This window comes from Parageobacillus galactosidasius (genome assembly GCF_002217735.1).
In the GTDB taxonomy this organism is placed as follows: Bacteria; Bacillota; Bacilli; order Bacillales; family Anoxybacillaceae; genus Parageobacillus_B; species Parageobacillus_B toebii.
Genome location: NZ_NDYL01000002.1, coordinates 587,897 through 610,038 on the forward strand (window position 1 = coordinate 587,897; position 22,142 = coordinate 610,038).

At 45.5% G+C, this 22,142-nt stretch carries 18 protein-coding genes and 5 pseudogenes; 10 read left to right on the forward strand and 13 right to left on the reverse strand.

Going from position 1 to position 22,142, the window contains the following annotated elements; all coding sequences use genetic code 11:
* Positions 1-169: 169 nt before the first annotated feature.
* Positions 170-1,242: pseudogene (locus tag B9L23_RS12380) on the forward strand (ISLre2 family transposase).
* 692 nt (positions 1,243-1,934) lie between these two features.
* Here B9L23_RS12380 and B9L23_RS21415 read toward each other — a convergent pair.
* A complete protein-coding gene (locus tag B9L23_RS21415; protein ID WP_281255492.1) occupies positions 1,935-2,204 on the reverse strand; it encodes a zinc ribbon domain-containing protein in 270 nt (89 codons plus the stop codon).
* A complete protein-coding gene (locus B9L23_RS12385; RefSeq protein WP_245842410.1) occupies positions 2,111-2,983 on the reverse strand; it encodes an RNA-guided endonuclease TnpB family protein in 873 nt (290 codons plus the stop codon). Before B9L23_RS12385 ends, B9L23_RS21415 begins: the two co-directional genes overlap by 94 nt.
* A gap of 639 nt (positions 2,984-3,622) precedes the next feature.
* On the opposite strand from B9L23_RS12385, the gene B9L23_RS12390 reads away from it, so the two are divergent.
* A complete protein-coding gene (locus tag B9L23_RS12390) occupies positions 3,623-4,018 on the forward strand; it encodes a cytosolic protein (protein ID WP_089097756.1) in 396 nt (131 codons plus the stop codon).
* Positions 4,019-4,241: 223 nt separating this feature from the next.
* On the opposite strand, the gene B9L23_RS12395 is transcribed toward B9L23_RS12390, so the two are convergent.
* Together B9L23_RS12395 and B9L23_RS12400 are read right to left on the reverse strand one after the other, a co-directional pair.
* A complete protein-coding gene (locus B9L23_RS12395; protein ID WP_089097757.1) occupies positions 4,242-4,565 on the reverse strand; it encodes a hypothetical protein in 324 nt (107 codons plus the stop codon).
* 78 nt (positions 4,566-4,643) lie between these two features.
* Positions 4,644-5,198, reverse strand: a pseudogene (locus B9L23_RS12400) (NAD-dependent protein deacylase); the annotation flags it as partial.
* Between the two features lie 270 nt (positions 5,199-5,468).
* Between B9L23_RS12400 and B9L23_RS12405 the strand changes: the two are divergent.
* Positions 5,469-6,605 (forward strand): IS110-like element ISGka2 family transposase, encoded by a 1,137-nt coding sequence (locus B9L23_RS12405; RefSeq protein ID WP_089097758.1) that lies wholly within the window; start codon positions 5,469-5,471, stop codon positions 6,603-6,605.
* A 132-nt stretch (positions 6,606-6,737) separates the two neighbouring features.
* On the opposite strand, the pseudogene B9L23_RS12410 reads toward B9L23_RS12405, so the two are convergent.
* Positions 6,738-6,962, reverse strand: a pseudogene (locus B9L23_RS12410) (Sir2 family NAD-dependent protein deacetylase); the annotation flags it as partial.
* A gap of 539 nt (positions 6,963-7,501) precedes the next feature.
* Here B9L23_RS12410 and B9L23_RS12415 point away from each other — a divergent pair.
* The 3 genes from B9L23_RS12415 (at position 7,502) to B9L23_RS12425 (ending at position 10,033) form a co-directional block, all read left to right on the forward strand.
* Complete coding sequence (locus B9L23_RS12415) at positions 7,502-8,359, forward strand: Cof-type HAD-IIB family hydrolase (RefSeq protein ID WP_089097759.1); 858 nt, start codon at positions 7,502-7,504, stop codon at positions 8,357-8,359.
* A gap of 172 nt (positions 8,360-8,531) precedes the next feature.
* Entirely contained in the window at positions 8,532-9,455 is a 924-nt protein-coding gene (gene glsA, locus B9L23_RS12420) for a glutaminase A (protein WP_089097760.1), read from the forward strand.
* A gap of 251 nt (positions 9,456-9,706) precedes the next feature.
* The gene (locus B9L23_RS12425; protein ID WP_089097761.1) at positions 9,707-10,033 is read left to right on the forward strand and encodes a DUF3870 domain-containing protein; all 327 of its coding nucleotides are present in this window, start codon (positions 9,707-9,709) and stop codon (positions 10,031-10,033) included.
* Between the two features lie 124 nt (positions 10,034-10,157).
* On the opposite strand, the gene B9L23_RS12430 is transcribed toward B9L23_RS12425, so the two are convergent.
* Together B9L23_RS12430 and B9L23_RS12435 are read right to left on the reverse strand one after the other, a co-directional pair.
* Positions 10,158-11,363, reverse strand: a complete 1,206-nt coding sequence (locus B9L23_RS12430; protein ID WP_187252159.1) for an acyl-CoA dehydrogenase family protein — start codon at positions 11,361-11,363, stop codon at positions 10,158-10,160.
* Positions 11,364-11,366: 3 nt separating this feature from the next.
* Positions 11,367-12,542: a CaiB/BaiF CoA transferase family protein gene (locus B9L23_RS12435; RefSeq protein WP_089097762.1), complete on the reverse strand. Its 1,176-nt coding sequence runs from the start codon at positions 12,540-12,542 to the stop codon at positions 11,367-11,369.
* Positions 12,543-13,024: 482 nt separating this feature from the next.
* Between B9L23_RS12435 and gabT the strand changes: the two genes are divergently transcribed.
* Genes gabT through B9L23_RS12450 form a run of 3 tightly spaced genes read left to right on the forward strand, consistent with a single transcriptional unit; the run spans position 13,025 to position 17,289 of the window.
* Entirely contained in the window at positions 13,025-14,362 is a 1,338-nt protein-coding gene (gene gabT, locus B9L23_RS12440; protein WP_187252176.1) for a 4-aminobutyrate--2-oxoglutarate transaminase, read from the forward strand.
* Positions 14,359-15,822, forward strand: a complete 1,464-nt coding sequence (locus B9L23_RS12445) for an aldehyde dehydrogenase family protein (RefSeq protein WP_089097763.1) — start codon at positions 14,359-14,361, stop codon at positions 15,820-15,822. Before gabT ends, B9L23_RS12445 begins: the two co-directional genes overlap by 4 nt.
* 60 nt (positions 15,823-15,882) lie before the next feature.
* Positions 15,883-17,289 (forward strand): APC family permease, encoded by a 1,407-nt coding sequence (locus B9L23_RS12450; RefSeq protein WP_089097764.1) that lies wholly within the window; start codon positions 15,883-15,885, stop codon positions 17,287-17,289.
* Between the two features lie 167 nt (positions 17,290-17,456).
* Here B9L23_RS12450 and B9L23_RS12455 read toward each other — a convergent pair.
* Positions 17,457-18,336: pseudogene (locus B9L23_RS12455) on the reverse strand (IS982 family transposase).
* A 70-nt stretch (positions 18,337-18,406) separates the two neighbouring features.
* Here B9L23_RS12455 and B9L23_RS21555 point away from each other — a divergent pair.
* Positions 18,407-18,664, forward strand: a complete 258-nt coding sequence (locus B9L23_RS21555; protein WP_211278813.1) for a LysE/ArgO family amino acid transporter — start codon at positions 18,407-18,409, stop codon at positions 18,662-18,664.
* Between the two features lie 169 nt (positions 18,665-18,833).
* On the opposite strand, the gene pxpA is transcribed toward B9L23_RS21555, so the two are convergent.
* The 5 genes and pseudogenes from pxpA to B9L23_RS12485 all read right to left on the reverse strand — a co-directional run bounded on the left by pxpA (position 18,834) and on the right by B9L23_RS12485 (position 22,072).
* Positions 18,834-19,589 carry a 5-oxoprolinase subunit PxpA gene (gene pxpA, locus B9L23_RS12465; protein WP_081188879.1) on the reverse strand — a complete coding sequence of 252 codons (756 nt, stop codon included), beginning with the start codon at positions 19,587-19,589 and terminating at the stop codon, positions 18,834-18,836.
* Positions 19,579-20,565, reverse strand: coding sequence for a 5-oxoprolinase subunit C family protein (locus B9L23_RS12470; protein WP_089097765.1), 987 nt, complete (start codon positions 20,563-20,565; stop codon positions 19,579-19,581). The genes pxpA and B9L23_RS12470 overlap by 11 nt, the downstream gene beginning before the upstream one ends.
* A pseudogene (pxpB, locus tag B9L23_RS12475) lies at positions 20,540-21,239 on the reverse strand (5-oxoprolinase subunit PxpB). The gene B9L23_RS12470 and the pseudogene pxpB overlap by 26 nt, the downstream one beginning before the upstream one ends.
* The gene (locus B9L23_RS20520) at positions 21,211-21,435 is read right to left on the reverse strand and encodes a hypothetical protein (protein ID WP_041269687.1); all 225 of its coding nucleotides are present in this window, start codon (positions 21,433-21,435) and stop codon (positions 21,211-21,213) included. The pseudogene pxpB and the gene B9L23_RS20520 overlap by 29 nt, the downstream one beginning before the upstream one ends.
* Positions 21,436-21,523: 88 nt before the next feature.
* On the reverse strand, positions 21,524-22,072 hold the full coding sequence (locus B9L23_RS12485; RefSeq protein ID WP_089097767.1) for a pyridoxamine 5'-phosphate oxidase family protein: 549 nt from the start codon (positions 22,070-22,072) through the stop codon (positions 21,524-21,526).
* Positions 22,073-22,142: the final 70 nt, after the last annotated feature.

The window sequence follows — 22,142 nt, forward strand, 5'->3', positions numbered from 1 at the left end:
ATTCTTAGAAGTTCCCCGATGAGGGGGTTGGGAACGTAGGTTCGCAATCCCCCTCATCGGGGCCACCAAGCGAAGCGCGGTAGGATCCCAAGCAGGAAACATGAAAAAAGGACTCTCTCCCTGTTATGATAATGATTGACCAAAACACCCAAACAGGAGGAGAGAGTCCATGAAGATTCAACAACATCTTACCACAAATTCGTTGACATGGAAAGAGATCGAACTTGATTTGTTTCGAGCCTTGCAAAACGCCTTCGCCGAGCTGTTTACGGCTCTGTTGGAGGACATCGACCGACAATTGGCGGAAACCCGGGACAAGCGCCGGTACCACTTGAAAGACAAACGACGCACCACGATTCAAACCCTGTTTGGCGAAGTCACCTTTGAGCGGAACTACTATTTGGATCGAGAACAAAACCGTTACACGTTTTTGCTTGACTCCTTTTTAGCGTTTGATGGATCGCAGTCAATCAGCCCTTGTCTAGAAGAAACGGCGGTGGGATTGGCGGTGGAGTGCTCTTCCTATCGCAAAGCGGCTCGTACGCTTGCCCAGATGGTCGGGTATCCGGTGATGAGCCATGAGGCGATCCGCCAGTTGGTGCTCGAAGCTGAAGCTCCGCTGTACTGCCCGGTGGACCAGCGATATGGACGGGTGCTGTTTGTGGAGGCCGATGGACTGTTTGTTTCTCGCCAAGGGAAGGGAAAACGGGCCAAGGAAGACAAGATCCTAACCGTTCACGAAGGGTGGAAGCGCAACGGCTCACGGATCGAATTTGTTAATCAGCGCCATTACGTCCATGAGGGCAAGAGGGAGGTGTGGGAAGGCTTCGAGGAATTTTTGATGAATGAATATGCCTATGATCCGTGTCGGGATCTTCTTGTCATAACGGGGACGGCGCTCCATGGATTACCGCATGCCGGGAGTATTTCAAGGGACGGGTCTGCTTCCAATTGGATCGATTCCACGTGGCGCGTGAGTTGCGCCAATGCCTCTCGGGCCATCCACGGTGGCAGGCGATTCGGCAAAAGCTGGCGAAGCAGGATGAAGAGGGGTTGCTTGTGGAACTGAACAGCGCGCATCCGGCGGAGGAAACGGCATCTACCAAACAGATGATCGTGAACAAGGCGAAACAACGCGTCCGCCGTCTTCTTCCGGAGGTAACGCGGAATAACGTGCCATATTTACAGCAATCGTCCGGGACTCCGATCTATCATGCCCTGTCTGAACTCAAGGGATGGTAAAAAAAGGTATACATATCGGTCTGTCATGGCAAGGGATGAGAGTCCGAAAGCGCTTACGGATGAAATTCAAAAAAATGGTTCGCTAACCTATGACTTACATCTGTTTTCAGGAATCAAAAAAGTTCCCACAAAGTCTTGACTGACTCATCGATACATATTGTTTTTGAAGTTTGGCTCGATCTGTTGTAAAATGAAAGTGCTCTTGCATGTGAATTCTCCTTTTAAATGTTTGGTCGCACTTTCATTTTAAGGAGATCCTCATGCAAGGGCTATTTTTATGCTTGTCTGATTTTTATCTAGCACCACGGGTATTTATTAATTAAAGAATATAAAGTGCTCTAGGGGATAGGGGCTCTCAAGGGAGTCCTTATCCGTTCAGCCATTCAATGGATCTATTAGAAGTTAGGTAGTAAAGTGACTCAGCTCTAGAATACATCCTATATTCAGAAATGCTTATTTTATATCGGGTCAAACGGACGCATAAGCAAAACATCATCGATACAAATGAACCTCTCCCACCTACACGTTGTTGAGAGGCGGGAGTTTCTTACCAACTCCATCGAAGAAGCTTCAACGCAGAAGAAGGCTGTCTTCTCCTGCTCGATGAACTCATCGGAAGCCTTTTCGATCGATGAGTAAGCAACATCGGCTTTCCACCGATGGGGCGGAACAACCCATCTACTACTTCTTGCTTACGCAATCCGTAGATACGTCAGCTTCGTCGGTACCTTCCAAGGAATGATTTTTTGATGCACCGCCTTGCTTAAGATGTTTCGGGCCCCATGAACATCCCGATGTTCTTCGTATCCACAGGAACAAGCAAAGATTCGGGTGGACACTTTTCTTCTCTTCTGGCAGACAGGTGAGTCTATCTTGTATACGTTTCCTCTACTTCCTTCAGGCGAATGCCGTGCTGCGCCAATTTGTACGCAAGATATTGCTTGACTTTCCCGAACGACCAATTCGAGATCTTTTGCACTTGTTTCCGGTTGGCTCGCTTTTTCTTTCTGGTGTTTCGCTGGACTCCCTCGACTTTTCCAATGTATACATCCGATCCAGATTGAGCGAGGCACCAGTCGACAAACTGCTTCGTTGTTTTATGAAGCGCATCCCGCAGCTGCCGCTCTGATTTCGATAAGACATACCGTTTCGCCCGCTCGTACTTCTTCCATTGACGGGAACCTTTTTGACACTTGGATGGACGGCGCTGAATCTCGGCGAGTTTTTTATTCCGCAGCCGATGAAGAGAGCGCACTTTTCTTCCGGTGATGAGAAGGGCTTGGCCGTTTTCACAAAACGCCCCCATCGTATGAATTTCGCCTAGATCCACACCGACCATATGACCCGGTTGATAGGCTTTCGCTTCCTGGCCATCTTCATACGTGACGGCTAAATACCAACCGTTATCGTAACAACATTCGATTTCTTTGATCGTTCCTTGAGGCAAATTCGAGGCATAGACGATGATAGGCTTTTCTCTCTTCCTGTTATGGATGCCCATCGACAGTTCGATTTTTTCCATTTTCATACAATTTGAAACCGTCTTTCGCCCATTTTGTGTTGAAGTGCTTCTTTTTCCTGTAGGGATAACGAGCCTGGCGAAGTCCTTGTTAGATGGCTTTTTGAGCGGATTGTCGAGCGAAGAGATATTTGTGGCATACCGCTTGAATGGACTGGCTGTGAAGATGGAACTTTCCTTTTGTTTGCTTTTGCAGTTCGCTTTTCGAGATCCATCGGCCATACTGAAGAAAGGATTCCTTCGCTAATCGGAGGCACTCATTCCAAACAAGAGCTGACTCGCGATTGCAGGCATAGAGCCGCTTGAGATCCGTTTTCGATGCACGAAAGGACACTTTTTGTCCGCGGAGCATAGAGATTCCTTCTTTCATCAAATTTGTGATAAAAACATTATAGCACATATGTTCGATTTTTGGAAGAAAAAATTACCGATTCATCTCCCACCTATACTTCGCTTAGAGGTGGCTCGGTGAACATGTTAAATTTTTCAGCTTTCTACTATTTACATTATTGTTTGGTAGAACAATTGAATATTATGTTGATTTATATATTCATTCACCAATGTCTCAATCGCTTGTTATTGCTCTAATCATTGCAGCATTTTTTACAGGAAGCAAATTTATTTTCCAATGGTTGAATATATCGTCGGTAAAAGTTCAGCCAAAAATATGGATGATTTCGTTCATTATTGCGCTCCTTCTTTCTGTCGTTCTTCAGGAACTAAAATGGTTACCGGTTAAGTAAGTTTGTTGGAAAGTCTTACATAACGAAAGCGATGAGGATGATCGCAAACAAAATTTTTCCGTTTAAGTTTTCCCATATACGGTCATTATAGAAGTAGACATAACTTGGAGGTGTTGTGATGAAATCGTTTACAGTGAATTTTCATAGCGAAGATCAGATGGAAGGCATCACGGTTCAGAAGTTAAATGCGGACGATTACCATAAGGCAACAGAAGGTGGAACAAGACATTTGTTTGATTTGGACACGGATATGGGTTATTTTGTGTTTTTTGATGCGGAAGATGCGAATGGGACTGAATCGTATCTTATGCTTCAATATGAAGAGGACAACGAAGACCCAATCGCTTGCTATTCCTTTGAATTAAAAGATTTTTACGAATTCGCTGCGTTATATTTAAACGATTTAGAATTTAGTGATGAAATCAATGAAGAAGAAGAGGAATATGGACCTATTCACCACCTGACTCATCTCATGTATCACATTGTCGAGGAAGGAAAAACAGTAGAAGTGTGATCAAATATCCTGGATCAATTCCCTTTGATCCAGGATCCATGATGTTACAGCAATTTCAATACGAATAGCCAAAAGGTGAAGAATTTCAAACACGATGGAGAGATGATATAGATGGAAAGAAGGCAAGCCTATGTATGAATGGTGGCTTGCCTATTTTGTGGGTGATTTTCATCGCTGGGGAAAGAGAAACGAAAAGGCAGCTGATGAGGGGATGAAAAGTGGCTTACTGCTGCCGGTATAGCTCGCGGATTTTTCGCTCATGCTGAATGGTTTTGCTTGAAAGAAAGTCGACCGTTTCTTGCGTTTCTGTTAGTTCGGTGCGCAAGTTGTCTACTTTTGTTTCTAGTCGGTTGAATCGTTCGTTCATCTCATTCTCTAGCCGGTCGATTCTTGCTTCCAATCGATCATTCATCTCTTGTAGCTTTGCTTCCAATCGATTATTCATCTCTTGCATCTTTGTTTCGATTTCAACCATTTGTGCGCGAAGTTGGGTTGCATGAAGATCCAATGCTTTTAAAATTTCTTTCACTATTGTGTTTTGTTCCATTTTGTCACCTCCCTTATGGCTCATTATACTCATTATAAAGGAAGCGGCAAAATTAGAAAAGATGAATCTACTGCTTGTTTACTTTTTATGAAAGTATTGATTGATTTTTGTGACGGTAGCTCCTATTCCTTCATGAATCACAAGATCGAATAAATGATCCATTTTGGTTGGGGTTTTATTAATAATGGCTTTTTTGACTTTCGGAGCTTCATAAGATAAATAAACAGGAATTTGGTTAACAGGAGATACTTCCAGACTTGTTCCCATTGCAATAAAAAGATCGCTGTTGAAAGCTTTATTTAACGCTTCGTCGAAACGTTGAACCATACCGCCAAACAGCACCACATCCGGTTTCAGAATAAAATTGCAAATTTCTCCCTTTTTGTTTGTTTTATGGCATCTTGGAAGATCGTGTGCGTTAATAAATGTTAAATCGTATTTTGTTTTGCATTTTGGGCATGTAGCGGTTTGAAGAGTTCCGTGCAATTCAATAATGTTCGAGTTTCCTGCTTTATGGTGTAATCCATCAATATTCTGCGTTAAAATCGTTACGTTTTTCCCCATATCTTCTAATTCTTTCAAAAATAGATGCCCTTTGTTTGGTTCAAAATTCCCCATTAATTTCAAAGAAAAGTTCCATGAGCAATTTTTGCTCTCCACCCGGGCATGAAAATCCCCCTTTTCTTCCCATAATGAAGAGTAGGCGCAAACAGCTCAATAGGACGTTATACTTAATGGTGGCTTGGACCCTGTACAGAAAAGCGTTCGAATCCACTGGGTGCACCACCCATTGTCCGCCCTTTCCCGATGCGGAGGAAAGGTGACGACGAACGGAAAACTGCCGCATTTCTCCCGTGGATTCGCTGTTTGCGCACTCGATCATCGAAAAGGAGGATTTTCATCATGGATGTCATCTATCCTCGCTGCGCAGGATTGGATGTTCATGCCGAAACCATCGTCGCCTGCGCGCTATGGGAAGAAGATGGACACATTCAAAAGGACATTCAAACCTTCTCCACATTCTCGAAGGGACTTGGCGACCTGCTTGAGTGGCTCGAAGAACATGGCGTTACCCATGTCGCCATGGAATCCACCGGCGTGTATTGGAAACCGGTCTTCGCCTTCCTCGAAGGCTATGTCGACTTGACACTGGCCAATCCGCAGCGGATCAAAAATGTCCCGGGAAGAAAAACCGATGTCTCTGACGCCGAGTGGATCGCCAAGCTGCTCCGCCATGGACTCGTTGAAAAAAGTTTCGTCCCCCCAGCGGATATTCGCGAATTGCGGGATTTTACCCGCCTCCGCAAAAAGTGGGTCGGACAGCTGACTTCGGAGAAAAACCGGATTCAAAAAGTGCTCGAGTCTTCCAATGTCAAACTCGGCTCGGTCCTCTCCGATCTCTTCGGCGTTTCCGGAAAAGACATCCTCGCCCGGCTGCTTGAGAAGGGATACGTGGACAAGGACGAGTTGGATCAATGCCTGCGCGGAAGGCTCAAAAAGAAAAAGCAAGCGGTGTACGATTCGCTGCTCGGCACCTTGGCCGAACACGAGCTCCGTCTCCTTCGCCTCTTGTGGAAACACGTTGAGGAATTGGAGCAGTTAATCGAAGAAGTCGACCAGCACATCGACCGCCTGCTCGAGCCGTATCGCGAGGAAGTCGAATTGCTGATGACCATGCCCGGAGTGAAAAAACAAACCGCCGCCGTCATCATAGCCGAGATGGGAACCGACATGAGCGTCTTTGAAACGCCGGAACGGGCGGCTTCATGGACTGGATTGTCCCCCGGCAACCATGAAAGCGCCGGAAAGCGAAAGAGCACGCGCACGACAAAAGGCAATCCCCATCTCCGATCGGCGTTATGCGAGGCGGCATGGTCAGCAGCTCGATCCAAGACGCATCCCTTGTCCCGAAAGTTTTGGTCGTTGGCGGCCCGGTGCGGGAAGAAAAAAGCCCTCATCGCCATTGCTCGGCGGATGTTGGTGATCATCTTTTGCATGATCTCCCGCAAAGAGCCGTTCCGCCAACCACAACTTATTTAGTCTAGCCAAAAGGCAGACAGGTTATACGAGATGCCTAAAATCGGGCACCTCTGCTTTCCTATTGCCTTTTTTGGCCATTTTCAGTATACCCGCACGGATCAGGAGCGTATACCGCACTCACCAAGTGGTGGGGATTTTCACGGAAAAAATTCGTTTAAATTTTGCCCAAAAATCTTTCGGGTTTTTATGAAAGTAGTATTCTGATAGATAATGCTCTACGTTTTCTTCTTGCGAATAAATCCCATTTTTGCTTCTGAAATCCGGAATTCCCGATTCAGTACTCATTCCTGCTCCGGTGAAAATGGTAATGTTTTTCGCATTTTGAATGAGCTGAGCAAGTTCTTTTATTTTTTCCATAAATATGCTCCTTCCTTTTTTTATTATTACCTCAATTTTCGATTATGGATATTCCGAGTGATCGATTTTTAAGCGGTTTGTTTTTCTCATTTTTAGTATAAAAACTGCGATCAAGTCTTACAAAGCAAAAGAATATAGTTTTTGATCTCAAATGAAGTGACATTTCCTTTATTAACGTTCATTATATAGATTCAAGTTGAGTTTCCAACATATCTCATCATGAATAGAAGACCGCTTTTCTGCCATAGGCGGCAAGAAAAATCTTGCCGCCTGGCATGCTAGAAGCATGCCGATCCCGAACGTAAAACGCATGGTAGACAAATTTATTTGTCTGATGGCGTTTTCGTTCGGGGAAATGGCAGAAAAGCTTGTTCATGTCGGAAAATTAAGCCTATCATATATAGCGCGGAGATCGCCTTTTTATGTTATTCCACCCTCAAAATCCTAGTTTTGTATTATAATGATGGAAGGTTTTTCTTGTCAGCGATCAAGATGGCGATTTTAAACCCAAATCCCACAAAGAAACGAGGGGTTAACCGATGCTCATTGCATTAGACATGGATGGAACGTTGCTGAATTCGAATGGACAAATCAGCCCAAGAAACAAAGAAGCGATTATTCAAGCGCAAACGGCTGGGCATGTCGTCGCCATTGCGACAGGGAGAGCGTATAAAGACGCGTATGCGCCATTGAAAGAAGCGGGGATTGTTTGTCCGATTATGAGCCTGAACGGTGCGGTGATCACGCTTGCGGATGGGACGATCATCGGCGATATTCCTCTAGAAAAACAAAAGCTCATCCCTGTGCTTGAGTGGGTTCGAAAACAGCCAGATTTATATTGTGAAATTTATACAAACGAAGCCGTTTATGTTGGCTTACATAATCGCGAACATTTAGAGGCGCTCGCGGATCGAATGAGTGAAGAATATCCCGATTTAAAGCGGATTGTGAAAAAACAGTTTCAACAGGCGCGTGTGACGTATGTGAACGATATTCAAGAAGTATGGCTGCAAGAGGATGTGCCTTTTTATAAAGTGCTTATTTTTTCGTTGAATAAAGATCTATTAAAATCGGCTTCATCGAAGTTTGCGGAGATTTCGGATGTAACGGTCACTTCATCCCATCCCAATAATATTGAAGTGAACCATGAACAGGCGACGAAAGGGCGTGCGCTCGCCAAACTAGCCTCCTATTACGGGATTGATCTGAAAGACACCGTGGTGATGGGAGACAGTCACAATGACCTTTCGATGTTTGCGGTTGCCGGTTATCGTGTGGCGATGGGAAATGCTTCGGATGAGGTCAAAGAGCGTAGCGACTTCGTGACAGCGGTGAATGATGAGGATGGAGTGGCACTTGTTTTAGAGAACCTTGCAAAAAAGGGATCGCTAAGCTAGATTTCGTTTTTGGATCAATATGCATGGCAGGTTAAGTGGAAATAAAATCGGAATAAACGATGAAATAGACAGGAGCTGATCCATTCATTTGGACAGCTCCTTATGATTTTTTATTTGGGATCGTTATACATATCGAAGGTTTGGCTGGTCATAATAAAAACGGTGATGAACAATGTATAATGAGACGCAATTGCAACAATTTGTAGAACAAGCCAAACCATATGCGAAATACGGGAAGGTGGCTGATTATATTCCGGCCCTTCGCAAGGCGGATCCAAATGATTTATCGATCGCGATTTATGCCCCTGATGGAACGGTTGTTTGTGCGGGAGATACGCAAGAAAAAGCAACGCTGCAGAGCATTTCGAAAATTATTGCGCTCGCGTTTGTGTTAATGAATCGCGGGGAGGAAGAGGTATTTAAAAAAGTTGGAATGGAGCCAACGGGAGATCCGTTTAATTCCATTGCTAAATTAGAAGAAAAGCAACCGCCTAAACCGCTCAATCCGATGATTAACGCGGGTGCATTAGCGGTTACGCATATGATTGATGGAGCTGATGTAGACGAACGGTTTCATCGTTTGTTGACGTTTGTGCATCGTTTGGCGGGAGATTCAGCGATTACGTATTCAAAAGAAGTGGCGCAATCGGAATTTGAAACGGCGTTTTTGAACCGTTCTCTATGTTATTTTTTAAAACAGCACGGCATCATTGATGAGAATGTTGAACCGTTAATGGATTTATATACGCAACAATGCGCCATCGAAATGAACTGTATCGATTTAGCGAGAATCGGGCTTGTTTTTGCGATGGACGGATTCGATCCGATCAAAAAAGATCCAATCATGCCGCCTCACATCGCACGGATTTGCAAAACATTTATGGTGACATGCGGCATGTATAACGCTTCAGGAGAGTTTGCGATTAAAATTGGCATTCCAGCCAAAAGCGGCGTTTCAGGCGGAATTCTCGCGGCTGTCCCAGGCCGATTTGGCATCGGCATCTTTGGACCGTCATTAGATGAGAGGGGAAACAGCATTACCGGCATGAAACTATTAGAGCTGTTATCAAAAACGTATTCGTTAAGCATATTTTAGGCACAGCTTTCATCCATGAAAATGCGAAGAGGTTTCAATGCATGGGCTATTTTTATGTTCGCTGATTTTATTCGCATCGTAAATTCATTTGATCCATATCGAAATTTGTCGGATGATTTTGAAAAATTCTTATAAAAAATGCTTTATAATACTTTTAGAATAAATAACGTGTACGATTCTTTTTCGTATAAGTTTATGTTAGATAATTAAAAATTTTCGGTATATTCACTGCATAAGGGGGATGAAGGTGAATGAACACACAGTTTATTGCTGGACATGCCAGATTGCCTGGAGGAATGGCAGCAAAAAGTGTGTTTGATACGCTTACCATTACAGCTGAGATTGATAAAAAATATGGGGTCATTATTGATGCTTCTTGTACGCTCGCCACAGAACATGGACGAGATTATGTTGCACGTCTTTTGAAGGGGCACTCTTTAAAAGATGGCATTGAGGAGCCGCTTGCCCAGTTGAATAACGGATACCTTGGAAAGGCGAATCAAGCTCTAGCGGCTGCGCTGAAAGATTTATATAAACAGTATCGCCAAATTGAAGAAAAAGCGCATATGGAGAAGTAATTCGGCGAAACGGATTTTTCCGTTTTTTTTTAATGAAAATATTCCCCGAACATGAAACGCTTGGAACGGACAAATGGATTGATCCGATTGCGTTTCTGTTCGGGGATTGGATTATGTTGGAAATTTAAAACTTGACTGATTCAGGGTTCCACGCTGGAAGCATTTTTCGCAGCGGTTTATCTTTACGGTAGCCAAGGACATACTCTGCTTGCATAATCGTATGAATTTCTCGAGTTCCTTCGTAGATGACCGGTGCTTTTGAGTTGCGGAGATAGCGTTCAACCGGATATTCGTTTGAGTAACCGTATGCCCCGTGAATTTGTACTGCGTCATCAGCTGCTTTGTTGGCGAAATCGCATGCAATCCACTTAGCCAGCGATGTTTCCCGGGTGTTTCGTTTCCCTTGATTTTTCAGATAGCCTGCTTTGTAGACCAGAAGTCGGCTTATCTGAAGCCCAGCTTCCATATTGGCAATCATTTGCTGGACGAGTTGGTGGCGGCCGATTTCTTTGCCAAATGTCTTCCGTTCATGGCAGTATTTTACGCTTGCTTCTAGGCAGGCCATAATTAAGCCAACGGCTCCTGCCGCTACGGTAAAGCGGCCATTATCAAGAGCGGACATGGCAATTTTAAATCCTTCACCTTCGTGCCCAAGAAGGTTTTCCTTTGGTACACGGACGTTGTCAAAGAACAATTCCCCAGTGTTTCCAGCGCGAATGCCAAGCTTTCCTTTAATTGCTTTCGAAGAGAATCCCGGCATCGTCCGTTCAACGATGAAGGCAGAAATGCCGTGGTGCTTTTTGGATTTGTCTGTATAGGCAAAAACGATAAAATGGTCAGCGATATCACAGAGAGAAATCCACGTTTTCTGTCCGTTCAAAATATAGTAATCTCCATCGCGAACCGCAGTTGTGGAAATGGCGGCAACGTCAGATCCGGCGCCGGGTTCAGTCAAACCGAATGCGCCAATTTTTTCTCCTTTCGCTTGCGGAACGAGATATTTTTGTTTTTGTTCCTCCGTTCCCCATTGCAACAGAGTTAGGCTGTTCAATCCGATATGGACGGAAACGGCCGTGCGAAAGGCAGTATCTCCTCTTTCGAGTTCTTCGCAGACGATCGCAAGGGAGTTATAATCCATGCCGGCACCGCCGTACTCTTCAGGAATGCAAACTCCCATGAGATTTAATTCAGCTAGCCGTTTCATAATATTCGGGTCAAAATAACCGCGTTCATCCCATTCTTTAATGTAAGGCATAATTTCTTTGTCCACAAATTTTCGGACGGTGCTTCGGAGCATTTCTTGTTCTGGCGTAAAATCGAAATTCATCATTCGTTATTCCTCCATTTCATTAGTAAATGTTGAAATCAAGCCAATTTCTTTTAGAATTTCATCGTTGTGTTCCCCGGCAAGAGGAGGCGGGATCCGATAAGAAACTTTCGTATCTGACATTTTCAGCGGACTCCCAACAAGTTTCAATGTTCCGACTTTTGGGTGCTCCATGGTTACAACCATTTCTCTTGCAAGCGTTTGAGGATCTTGAAAAAGCTGATCAAGCGTGTTGACTGGTCCGCATGGGACGCCCTTCTCTGCAAGAAGCTGTTGCCATTCCGCCTTTGTCCTCTTTTTGATTTCTTCATTTAGGCGCTGGTTCAGTTCATCACGGTAGGCAACACGGCCAGGATTCGTTTGAAAGCGCGGATCTTTTCCAATCGTTGGATCGGAAAGAAGCTCGCAAAGCGACTGAAACTGTCGATCATTGCCTACAGCTATGACAAGCAAGCCGTCGCTTGCTTCATACGTAGAGTACGGGACGATGTTTGGATGGTCGTTTCCGAGACGCTTTGGAACCTCTCCTGACATTAAGTAGTTTGAAGCTACGTTTACGAGTGTGCTGATCGCTGAGTCGAACAAGGAAAGGTCAATTTTTTGTCCGCGGCCTGTTTTCTCCCTGGCGAGTAAGGCAGCCTGTACAGCAATGGCAGCGTATAGGCCGGTAAATACATCCGTGATGGCGACCCCCACTTTCAGCGGTCCGGAAGATTCTGTGCCTGTAATGCTCATCCATCCGCTCATCGCTTGAATGATGTAGTCATAGCCCGGTAGATGACGATAAGGGCCCGTTTCACCAAATCCGGTAATGGAGCAGTAGATGAGTTGCGGATTGAGTGAAGAAAGAGCGTTATAATCAAGACCAAGCTTTTCCATCGTCCCCGTTTTGAAATTGTGAATGACGACGTCTACTGTTTTGGCAAGACGGCGGATCACTTCCTTTCCTTCTTCTGTCTTTAAGTTGACAGTGATGCTTCGTTTGTTTCGATTGGCCGAGATGTAATAGGCGCTGACACCGTTTTGAAATGGCGGTCCCCAAAAACGGGTGTCATCCGATCCGCCAGGCGCTTCGACTTTAATAACGTCTGCTCCAAGATCGCCAAGAATCATCGTCGAGTAAGGACCGGCGAGAACTCGAGTCATGTCGAGAATGCGAATTCCGTCCAGTGCTCCTGTCATGCATTCACCTCCTGTTTCAGCAAGCAAATAAAAAAGCCGATTCCTTCCTTGACAGCTTAACGATTAGGAAAGGAACCGGCTTAACGATCCGAGAGAGCGCTTCGGCAAAGAAACGGCTGTCGGATCGAAACAGTTCTTTAAGAAAAAACAATTATGAAGTTTTTGTTTCAATCGACCGCTCGCATATTGTCGGCTGTTAAAACCGACTGAAGAGACGGTTACTTTTGCTTTTTATTATAAGGGAAGGCTGTTCTATTGTAAATATTTTTTGTAAAATTAAAATATTAAAAATAATTTGACAATAACCGTATATCTCGTTTACAATAGAAGCAACTGAAAATAGCATATATAGAAAAACTGTGGAATCTATTCTACTCGCCCTGCAGGCGAGAGGCACAATAGATACCGGCCAGTTTAATCATTATTTTCGATGATTAAGCTGGCCTTTTTCTATTTTAATCATTTTTAAGGAGGGAGTTTTTATGTCAATGTCACATACGTATTCTGCATCACAATCTGAAAAATGGATGGAAAGAAGATTGAAGGCGGTTTCGAGAGCTCCGTATCACGTGACAGGGATTTTTATTAAGGAAGCAAAAGGAGCCATCATTACCGATGTTGATGGAAAGGAGTACATTGATTTTGCCGGTGGGATCGGCGTTCAGAACGTTGGTCATTGTCACCCAAAAGTGGTGGAGGCCGTAAAGCGGCAAGCAGAGTCATTTATTCATCCATGCTTTCATGTGACCGCATATGAATCATATGTCGAACTCGCTGAGAAACTGAACTCCCTTGTGCCAGGGGATTTTCCAAAAAAAGCAATCTTTTTAAACAGCGGCGCAGAAGCTGTGGAAAACGCTGTTAAAATCGCACGCAAATATACGGAACGCCAAGCAGTTCTTTCCTTTACCGGCGGCTATCACGGACGTACGCTGCTTACGATGTCACTGACGAGCAAAGTGATGCCGTACAAAAAAGGATTCGGACCGTTTGCGCCTGAAGTTTATAAACTTCCTTTTCCTTATTATTACCGTTCAGATGGCATGACTGCTGATGAGGTCGATGACCAATTGATTAAGAGGCTTCGTCATTTCTTTATCGCTGAAGTAGCTCCTGAAGATGTTGCTGCGATCATTGTTGAACCTGTGCAAGGAGAAGGGGGATTTATCGTTCCATCACGTCGTTTTATGAAGGCAATTCGCGATATTTGTGATGAGTATGGGATTGTCATGATTGCAGATGAAATTCAGACTGGTTTTGCCCGTACAGGAAAGATGTTTGCGATGGAGCATTTCGGAGTGGCGGCCGATCTGGTGACGATGTCGAAGTCAATGGGAGCAGGAGTTCCGATCAGTGCAGTCATTGGAAAAGCTGAGATGATGGATGCACCTGAAGTCGGGCAGCTTGGCGGCACTTTTTCCGGAAGCCCTCTCGGCTGCGCGGCAGCTCTTGCGGTTCTTGAGGTGATTCAAGAAGAAAATCTAGTGGAAAAAAGCCAAGAACTTGGCGAGAAGATGAAAGCTCGTTTGAAAGCGATGCAGGAAAAATATGAAATCATTGGCGATGTTCGCGGTCTTGGGCCGATGTGTGCGGTCGAACTCGTTCAAGATCGCAACGAAAAAATACCTGCCAAAGAAGAAACGGCATACATCGTGGCAAATGCTTGGAAGCGAGGCGCGATTTTCCTCAGCGCCGGCATTTACAGCAATGTTCTTCGTTTCTTACCGCCGCTTGTCATGACAGATGAACAGCTTGATCGAGGATTTTCGATTCTTGAGGAGCTTTTCGAGGAAGTACAAAAAAGGGGAGTGTCACGATGAAGCAGACGATCGTGAGAGAGGCAAAGAATTTTATCGGTGGACGGTGGCTTTCAGCAGCGGATGAACCGATCCAACTTTTTAACCCGGCCAATTACGATGAACTGGTTGCCGTTGTTCAAAACTCTTCGGAGAAAGAAGTGAATCTCGCTGTCGAAGCTGCAGCAGCCGCCAAACAAAAATGGGCGCTCACGTCTGGACCTGAGAGAGCCGCATGTCTTCAAAGAGCGGCTGATCTGTTTGAGAAATATGCGGATGAACTGGCGGAGATTGCGACGAAAGAAATGGGCAAACGTTTAGCAGAAACGAAAGCGGAAGTGCAGAGGAGTGCTTCGATTCTCCGTTATTATGCGGGAGAAGGATTTCGGAAATTGGGAGAAGTGCTCCCTTCTTCCGATCCATCTAATCTATTTTTTAGCAAACGGGTGCCTGTCGGCGTAGTAGCTGTCATTGCTCCTTGGAATTTTCCATTGGCCATTCCAGTTTGGAAAATGGCTCCAGCTCTTGCATACGGGAATACGGTCGTTTTTAAACCGGCGCTTGAAGCAAGTGCAACGGGCGCTCGCATAGTCGAAATTTTCGAAGAAGCCCAATTTCCGCCTGGAACCGTTAATCTCGTCATCGGTCGAGGAAGCCGAATTGGCGATGCCCTTGTGCAGCACGAGAAAGTAGATGCTATCACGTTTACGGGGTCGAATGCGATTGGATGCGAAATTGCGAAAAAGGCTGCAGCGCGCGGGGCGAAATATCAGCTTGAACTAGGCGGAAAAAATCCCGCTATTGTTTTAAAAGATGCGGATCTGGATTTCGCTGCACGTCTTGTCGTGGAAGGGGCTATGAAGCAGACCGGTCAACGCTGCACAGCTACAAGCCGCGTTTTCGTGGAAAAAGAAGTGATATCAGCATTCAGAGAAAAGGTCGTTCAAGAAGTTCAGCGCATTCGCGTTGGAGATGGGATGGATCCGAATGTCACGATGGGACCAGTTGTTTCCAAAAATCAATATGAGACCATTCTTCGTTATATCGAAATCGGGAAACAGGAAGGCCGACTGATCACAGGAGGGAAAGCATGCCCGCACCTAAATGGTTGGTATATTGAACCAACGGTGTTTGATCATGTGTCAAACACGGCCATCATCGCAAGAGAAGAAATTTTTGGACCCGTTTTGTCTATTATTGAAACCGCTTCCTTGGATGAAGCGATTTCCATGGCAAACGATACAATTTATGGACTGAGCGCATCCCTGTTTACAAACGACCTGTCCAAAGCTCTTTATTTCGTCGATCGAATTGAAGCTGGCATGGTTCAAGTGAATGGAGAAACGGGCGGTGCTGAACCGCAAGCCCCATTTGGCGGCATGAAACAATCCAGTTCAGGGACACGGGAGCAGGGACAGGCTGCAGTAGAGTTTTTTACAACGTATAAAACGGTTGCCATTCGTCCCCAGCCGTTCAAAGGATAAAGATTTCTAAGGGAAGTTCGGAAAACACATATAAAAAATTAAATGAAGGGAGAGGAATAGATGGAGAAAAAAACAGACCAACAGTTTAACCGAGTATTGACAAGAATTGATGTGTTGTTTCTTGCTTTTGGTGCTATGATTGGATGGGGCTGGGTCGTTTTATCAGGAGAATGGATTATAAGTGCAGGTTCGATCGGAGCGATTATTGCTTTTCTCATTGGCGGAGTGCTTGTCACATTCGTAGGATTAACATATGCTGAGCTGTCTTCTGCAATTCCGAAAGCCGGTGGTGGTCTTTATTTTGTTCTTAGAGCGCTTGGCCCGAAAGCTGCATTCATTGCGGCATGGGGTATTGCTCTAGGATACATTTCCGTGGTTGCTTTTGAGGCTGTGGCGTTACCAACGGTTATTGAATATTTATTTCCAAACTTTAAATTCGGTTATCTTTGGACAGTTGCTGGATGGGATGTGTATGCATCTTGGGTTTTGATCGGAGTCGTTGGATCATTGTTCATTACAGCCATTAACCATAGGGGGATTAAAGAAGCTGCTTTCTTTCAGACGTTGTTAACGATCGCTATTTTTCTTGTCGGAATGTTGCTTTTAGGAGGCTCGTTAGCAAACGGAGAAACCATGCTTCTAAAGCCATTTTTTAAAGATGGTTGGGCTGGATTATTTTCTGTGATGCTGATGACTCCGTTTATGTTTGTCGGTTTTGATGTCGTTCCTCAGGCGGCTGATGAGATGAATATTCCGTTTAAATCGATTGGAAGAATCCTTATTTTATCCGTTGTGCTTGCCGTTTTGTTTTATGTGGCTGTCATTTTTGGTGTCTCCTATGTGCTTCCTTTAAATGAAATAGCGAATTCTTCACTGCCAACTGCCGATGCAATGTCTGCTGCTTTTGGAAATCCTTTCTTTGCGAAGGTGCTCATCATCGGGGGGCTTGCTGGGATTTTAACTAGTTGGAATGCCTTTATCATCGGTGGTAGCCGCATCCTTTATGCGATGGCAAAAGAAAACGTTCTCCCTCGTTGGTTTGCTTACATTCACCCGAAATATAAAACACCATCTAATTCAATCTGGTTTATTGGAATTTTATCAACATTTGCCCCGTTTCTTGGAAGACCAATGCTTGTCTGGCTTGTCGATGCAGGTGGGTTAACAATAACAATTGCATATTTTATGGTTGCTTGGGCCTTTATTGTCTTACGGAAAAAAGAACCTGATATGCCTCGGCCGTTTCAAGCGGGACGACTTCCAATTGTCGGCTGGATCGCTCTTGCTTTTACAATCGGTTTTATTCTTCTTTATATGCCGGGAATGCCTTCACAGCTTGTCTGGCCTTACGAATGGGCTATTTTTCTCGGTTGGTGGGTGATCGGTATTGTTTTTCTTATAAGAATCAATAGAATGAAAAAGAGTGGACAGTGGACGGCAGAAGTTCAAGAAGCAGAAGAATTATAATGGATGAAATACCTGGTCACCATTGCGACAGTCTTTTCAAGCATTCATCTAGTTGGAAATGAAGACTAAAAGAAGAGTGCAATTTTATGTAAAAAAGAGGGATTTCTGATGAAGGAATCCCTTTTTTGTTGCTTTTATTTATGAATACCCGTGGTGCTAGTTGAGCGTTAGAACTCAACTAGCCCTAGTGTGACCAGCGAATAGGCTAACAATATGCCGTCGAGCGCTACTTCAAATCCGATCATGGAATTCGCTCGAATCTCTGTGATCCGATATTGGTCAACCAGAACCGAGAACACCGTCTCGATCACTTTGCGTTTTTGTTGGATCCACTTCTCCCATGCCTCGGACGGGCGATGTTTCTGGTTTTTTCGAGACGGAGTCCAAAGCGCCATTTGGTATTCTTCGTACAGCCTTTTTTGCAAGTCACGGCTAATGAACCCTTTGTCCCCGAGGTTATAGGGATGAGGAATTTGGGTCATCACGCTTTCGGCTGCGATTCGATCGTGGCAGGATGCTTCCGTCACCACATATCCCATTGGCAAAACCTTGATCGGTCACTTGAAGGTGCAGTTTCAACCCGTAGTACCATTGCTTTTTTGAAGCGCAATACCCGATGTCGGCGATCCCTTGAAACCGTTTGACACGATGCATTCTCGCAGCATGGCACAACTCTAACGGCAAGCTATCGACCACAGCATAGGCATGATGTTGGCCGCGTTTCGCCAGTTCATGGCGGATCCATTTCATCGCCCAGCGCAGCGCCCGGCAACGGCGATTGTATCGGGAACGTTCGAGAAACTGCCCGTTTGTGAACAAATTTCCGGTGACAAAGCGATGCCATGCCCGTTCGGAAGAAAAGCCAAGCAGCTTCCCCAAAATGTGAATCGCTATGATCACGTCATCTTCTTGCTTTACCAAATGGCGGTTGCGGCGTTGAAGATGCGTCTGAATCAATGACAGTTGAGCGGAGACAAAAAAGAAAATGGCGGCATATTGCTTTTGAATCTTGGCCCGATCTGTAGTAAAATGAAAGTGCTCTTGCATGGGGATTCTCCTTTCGAATGGTAGGTCGCACTTTCATTTTAAGGAGATCCGCCAGACAAGGGCTATTTTTATGCTTGATCAAGTTTATCTAGCACCACGGGTTTCTATTATATATGGGATGGAGGTTTGGAAGAGCCAGCCGTCTTCTGCGAACGATCAAGGGTCGATGCCGCCGAAAAAACAAATACTGTTTGCCCTTTCTGTTTCATTGCTAAATCCTCACGCGATATTGGACACCATCGGGATGATTGGCACCAATTCATTGAATTATGACGGGGCCGAAAAAGTTACTTTTACCGGTGCCTGCATTTCTGTTTCCTGGCTGTAGTTTTTCTTTCTTGCCATTGCCGGAAAAACGATTGGCCAGATTGATCAAAAAGGAACGCTGATGAAACGCATCAATCAACTTTCCGCTCTCATTATATGGGCGGTGGCGGTGTATCTCGCTGTGGAATTATTGAACAATGCAATTCATAAAAGATTTACGCTAAAAAATGTCATTTTATAGAACAAACATCCACGCCTTCCTTCTGCAGCGCCTCATATAACCGCTTCGCAAACAGCACCGCTTTTTTTCCGTCCCCGTGAATGCAAATCGTCTCCGCTTCAATGGGAACGTCGATGCCTTGCAAAGAGCGGACGCGTTTTTCTTTCACCATGGCAAGCACCTGAAGAACCGCTTCCTGTTCATCGACAATCAACGCGCGCGGGTCGCTTCTTGGTGTCAATGAACCATCTTGTTGGTACGTTCGATCGGCAAATACCTCACTTGCCGTCCGCAAGCCGATTTTCTTTCCGGCGCGAATCAGCTCGCTTCCGGCAAGTCCGTACAGAATTAAGGTTGGATCGACATCGTACACCGCTTTGGCGATCGCCTCGGCCAGCGCCGTGTCTTTCGCCGCCATGTTATAAAGGGCGCCGTGCGGCTTGACGTGTGCCATCTTCCCTCCTTCCGCTTTCACAAACGCAGCGAGCGCCCCAATTTGATAAACAACATACGCATACACTTCTTCTGGAGTTACCGCCATGTTGCGCCGGCCGAATCCAAGCAAGTCCGGAAACCCCGGATGCGCGCCGATCGCGACTTTTTGCTCTAATGCCATCTGCACCGTTTTCCGCATCACAAGCGGATCTCCGGCATGAAAGCCGCAAGCGACATTGACCGATGTGACATACTGCAAAATCTCTTTTTCCTCGCCGAGGCGATATATTCCAAAGCTTTCGCCAAAATCGCAATTCAAATCAACGCGCATAGCCGATTTCCCTCCATTTTTGACGAATGATCATTTTCCATTTTTTTATTTCTTGCTCTCGTTCGATATATAACCTCTGTGCTTCTTGCCACGATACTTTTTGAAATTGAATATGATCGCCTGGGCGCGCCTGCGCTAAAATCGGAAGGTCTACGCTAATTACTTGAGCGATGCGCGGATACCCTCCTGTCGGCTGGCAATCGGCCATCAATACAATCGGCTGGCCGGAAGCAGGCACTTGCACCGTTCCAAACGTGACCGCTTCCGAAATCATTTCTTGATTCGTCTTGCACTCAAGAGCTTGCCCTTGCAAGCGATAGCCCATGCGGTCTGATTGCGTCGTCACTTCATACGCGGAAGAAAAAAATCGCTCTAGGCTTTGCTCGGTAAACATGTTATATTCCGGGCCTTTCACGACACGTATCATTTTTCTTTTCCCTTTTATGTAATTTCTCGCAGAAAACGCAATCCCCCAACGAATAGGATTTTTTGGAATCGTTATCGTCTTGGATCGCAGGGACAATACATCCCCCGGCTGCAGCGCTCTTCCATGAAAACCGCCGATGTGCGCTTGTACATGGGTAGAACGGCTGTTCATCACAATCGGAATGTTAAGCCCGCCCGCAAACGCGATATATGCACGATAGCCGTTTTGACACGCCCCGATCGATAACACATCACCGCATCGGATGACAAACGGCTTCCACATCGATATTGGTTTGCCGTTTAATGCACAGCGAAACGCGCCGCCGCAAATCGCAACGAGCGCATCCGTTTCAAAGCGAAGCGTCGGGCCGTTCATCGTAATTTCTAATGTCGCCTCATTCGCGTCATTTTCGACAAGCAAATTCGCAATCCGGCTCGCAAACGAATCCATCACTCCTCCAACGGATACACCGGCTTTTTGATATCCGAAGCGTCCTCCGTCCTGCACGGTTGTGAAAAATCCGCTATGTATTACTTGAATCGTGCTCATTCTCCCACATCCTATACTGTTTCGGTAATTGGACGAAATTGTACGATATCTCCCGCACGAAGCAAGCTTGGTTCCGGATCATACGGCCGGAATAAAGCGAGCGGCGTTCTTCCGATAATTTGCCATCCGCCCGGAGTCGCCAGCGGATAAATCCCTGTCTGGCTGCCGGCGATGCCGACCGATCCGGCTGGCACAAGCGTTCTTGGGGTAGCGCGGCGCGGTGTCGCGATTTTAGGCGACAGTCCGCCCAAATAGGCAAAACCTGGAGCGAAACCAATCATATACACGCGATAACGCCCTTGCGTATGAATGGCAATGACCTCGTCTTCCGTCATCCCGTGAAAACGGGCGACTTCTTCTAAATCAGGGCCAAACTCTCCACCGTAACAGACGGGAATGACAACGGTTCGTGATGGCGGCGCTTTCACCTGTTCAACCCGCTCAAGCTCTGTTCGCAGCCACTCGCATACTTCCTCACAGCTTCCAACGACAAGCGGATCGTAATACACCGTCACCGATGAAAACGTTGGGACAATATCAAAAATCCCGTCTTTGTTCTGTTGTTCCAAAAAAATGGCGACACGATGAACGTAGTCATTCACCGCTTCATCTACTTTCGTCGAAAAACGAATCGTCACCGCATATTCACTTAATGGAAACATCGTATAATCCATTGCCATCCCTTCCTTGAAAAAACAATGCTGGGCGGCCTGCTTTCGCTTTTCGGCCGCTTCCGGTGAAAACCGATGCTCCCGAACCAGCGTACTGAATCCCGCCACTACATTGAAAATCGGCACCGCCATTGCGGCCGACTAGCTGACCGTATATTGCCGCTTTCGTTCTTGTTCGATCATATCCCGCTGAAGGCAACTATTTTATTTATCATGCTTCCCCTTGTTTTAAATGAAACGTATATTCATTATAATAACAATAAACGAAATTTTCTATCTATTTGTAATCAAAAAACCCTGCCGATATCATCCCGCACAGTTCGTCCTTTATAAAACTGACGCTCTTTCTCTAACGGTTTTTCTTTCGCAGTAATAAGGTCAGGAACGATTTTGATGACAACAGTCGCGCTTCCTGCCGATGAGCGGTATGATGATACATGCTTCTCGGAAAGCGGTCGGTCAAAATAGCCCGGCACATATTTGCCAAGCAACTGGTCGAGCGCTTGCGTCGCTTCGTCTAAATCGGAAACAATCTCGGCTTTGCCAAACAACATAACACTCATATAAGCAGTGCTTGTTTTGGCTGGCACTGGATGCACCATTGTCCCGATATGCTCGCTGACGGTAAAACAAACGCGCGGATTGCGCCGGATTATATCGATTTTTCTCCCTTCTTCCGCTCCATGCACGTAGATGCAGCCGTTCCACCATACGAAATTAAGCGGTACGACATATGGATCACCACCGTCTGCCAAACCTAAAAATCCGGTCAACGCTTCCTGCAAAAACCGGTTGATTTTTTGTTCATCTTTGCATTCCAACATATCCCTTCTCATCTATTTTCCCCCTTCCTAGTTTATAATGGAATCATAGAAAAAAACTGACCTTATGAACAGGGACAGAATT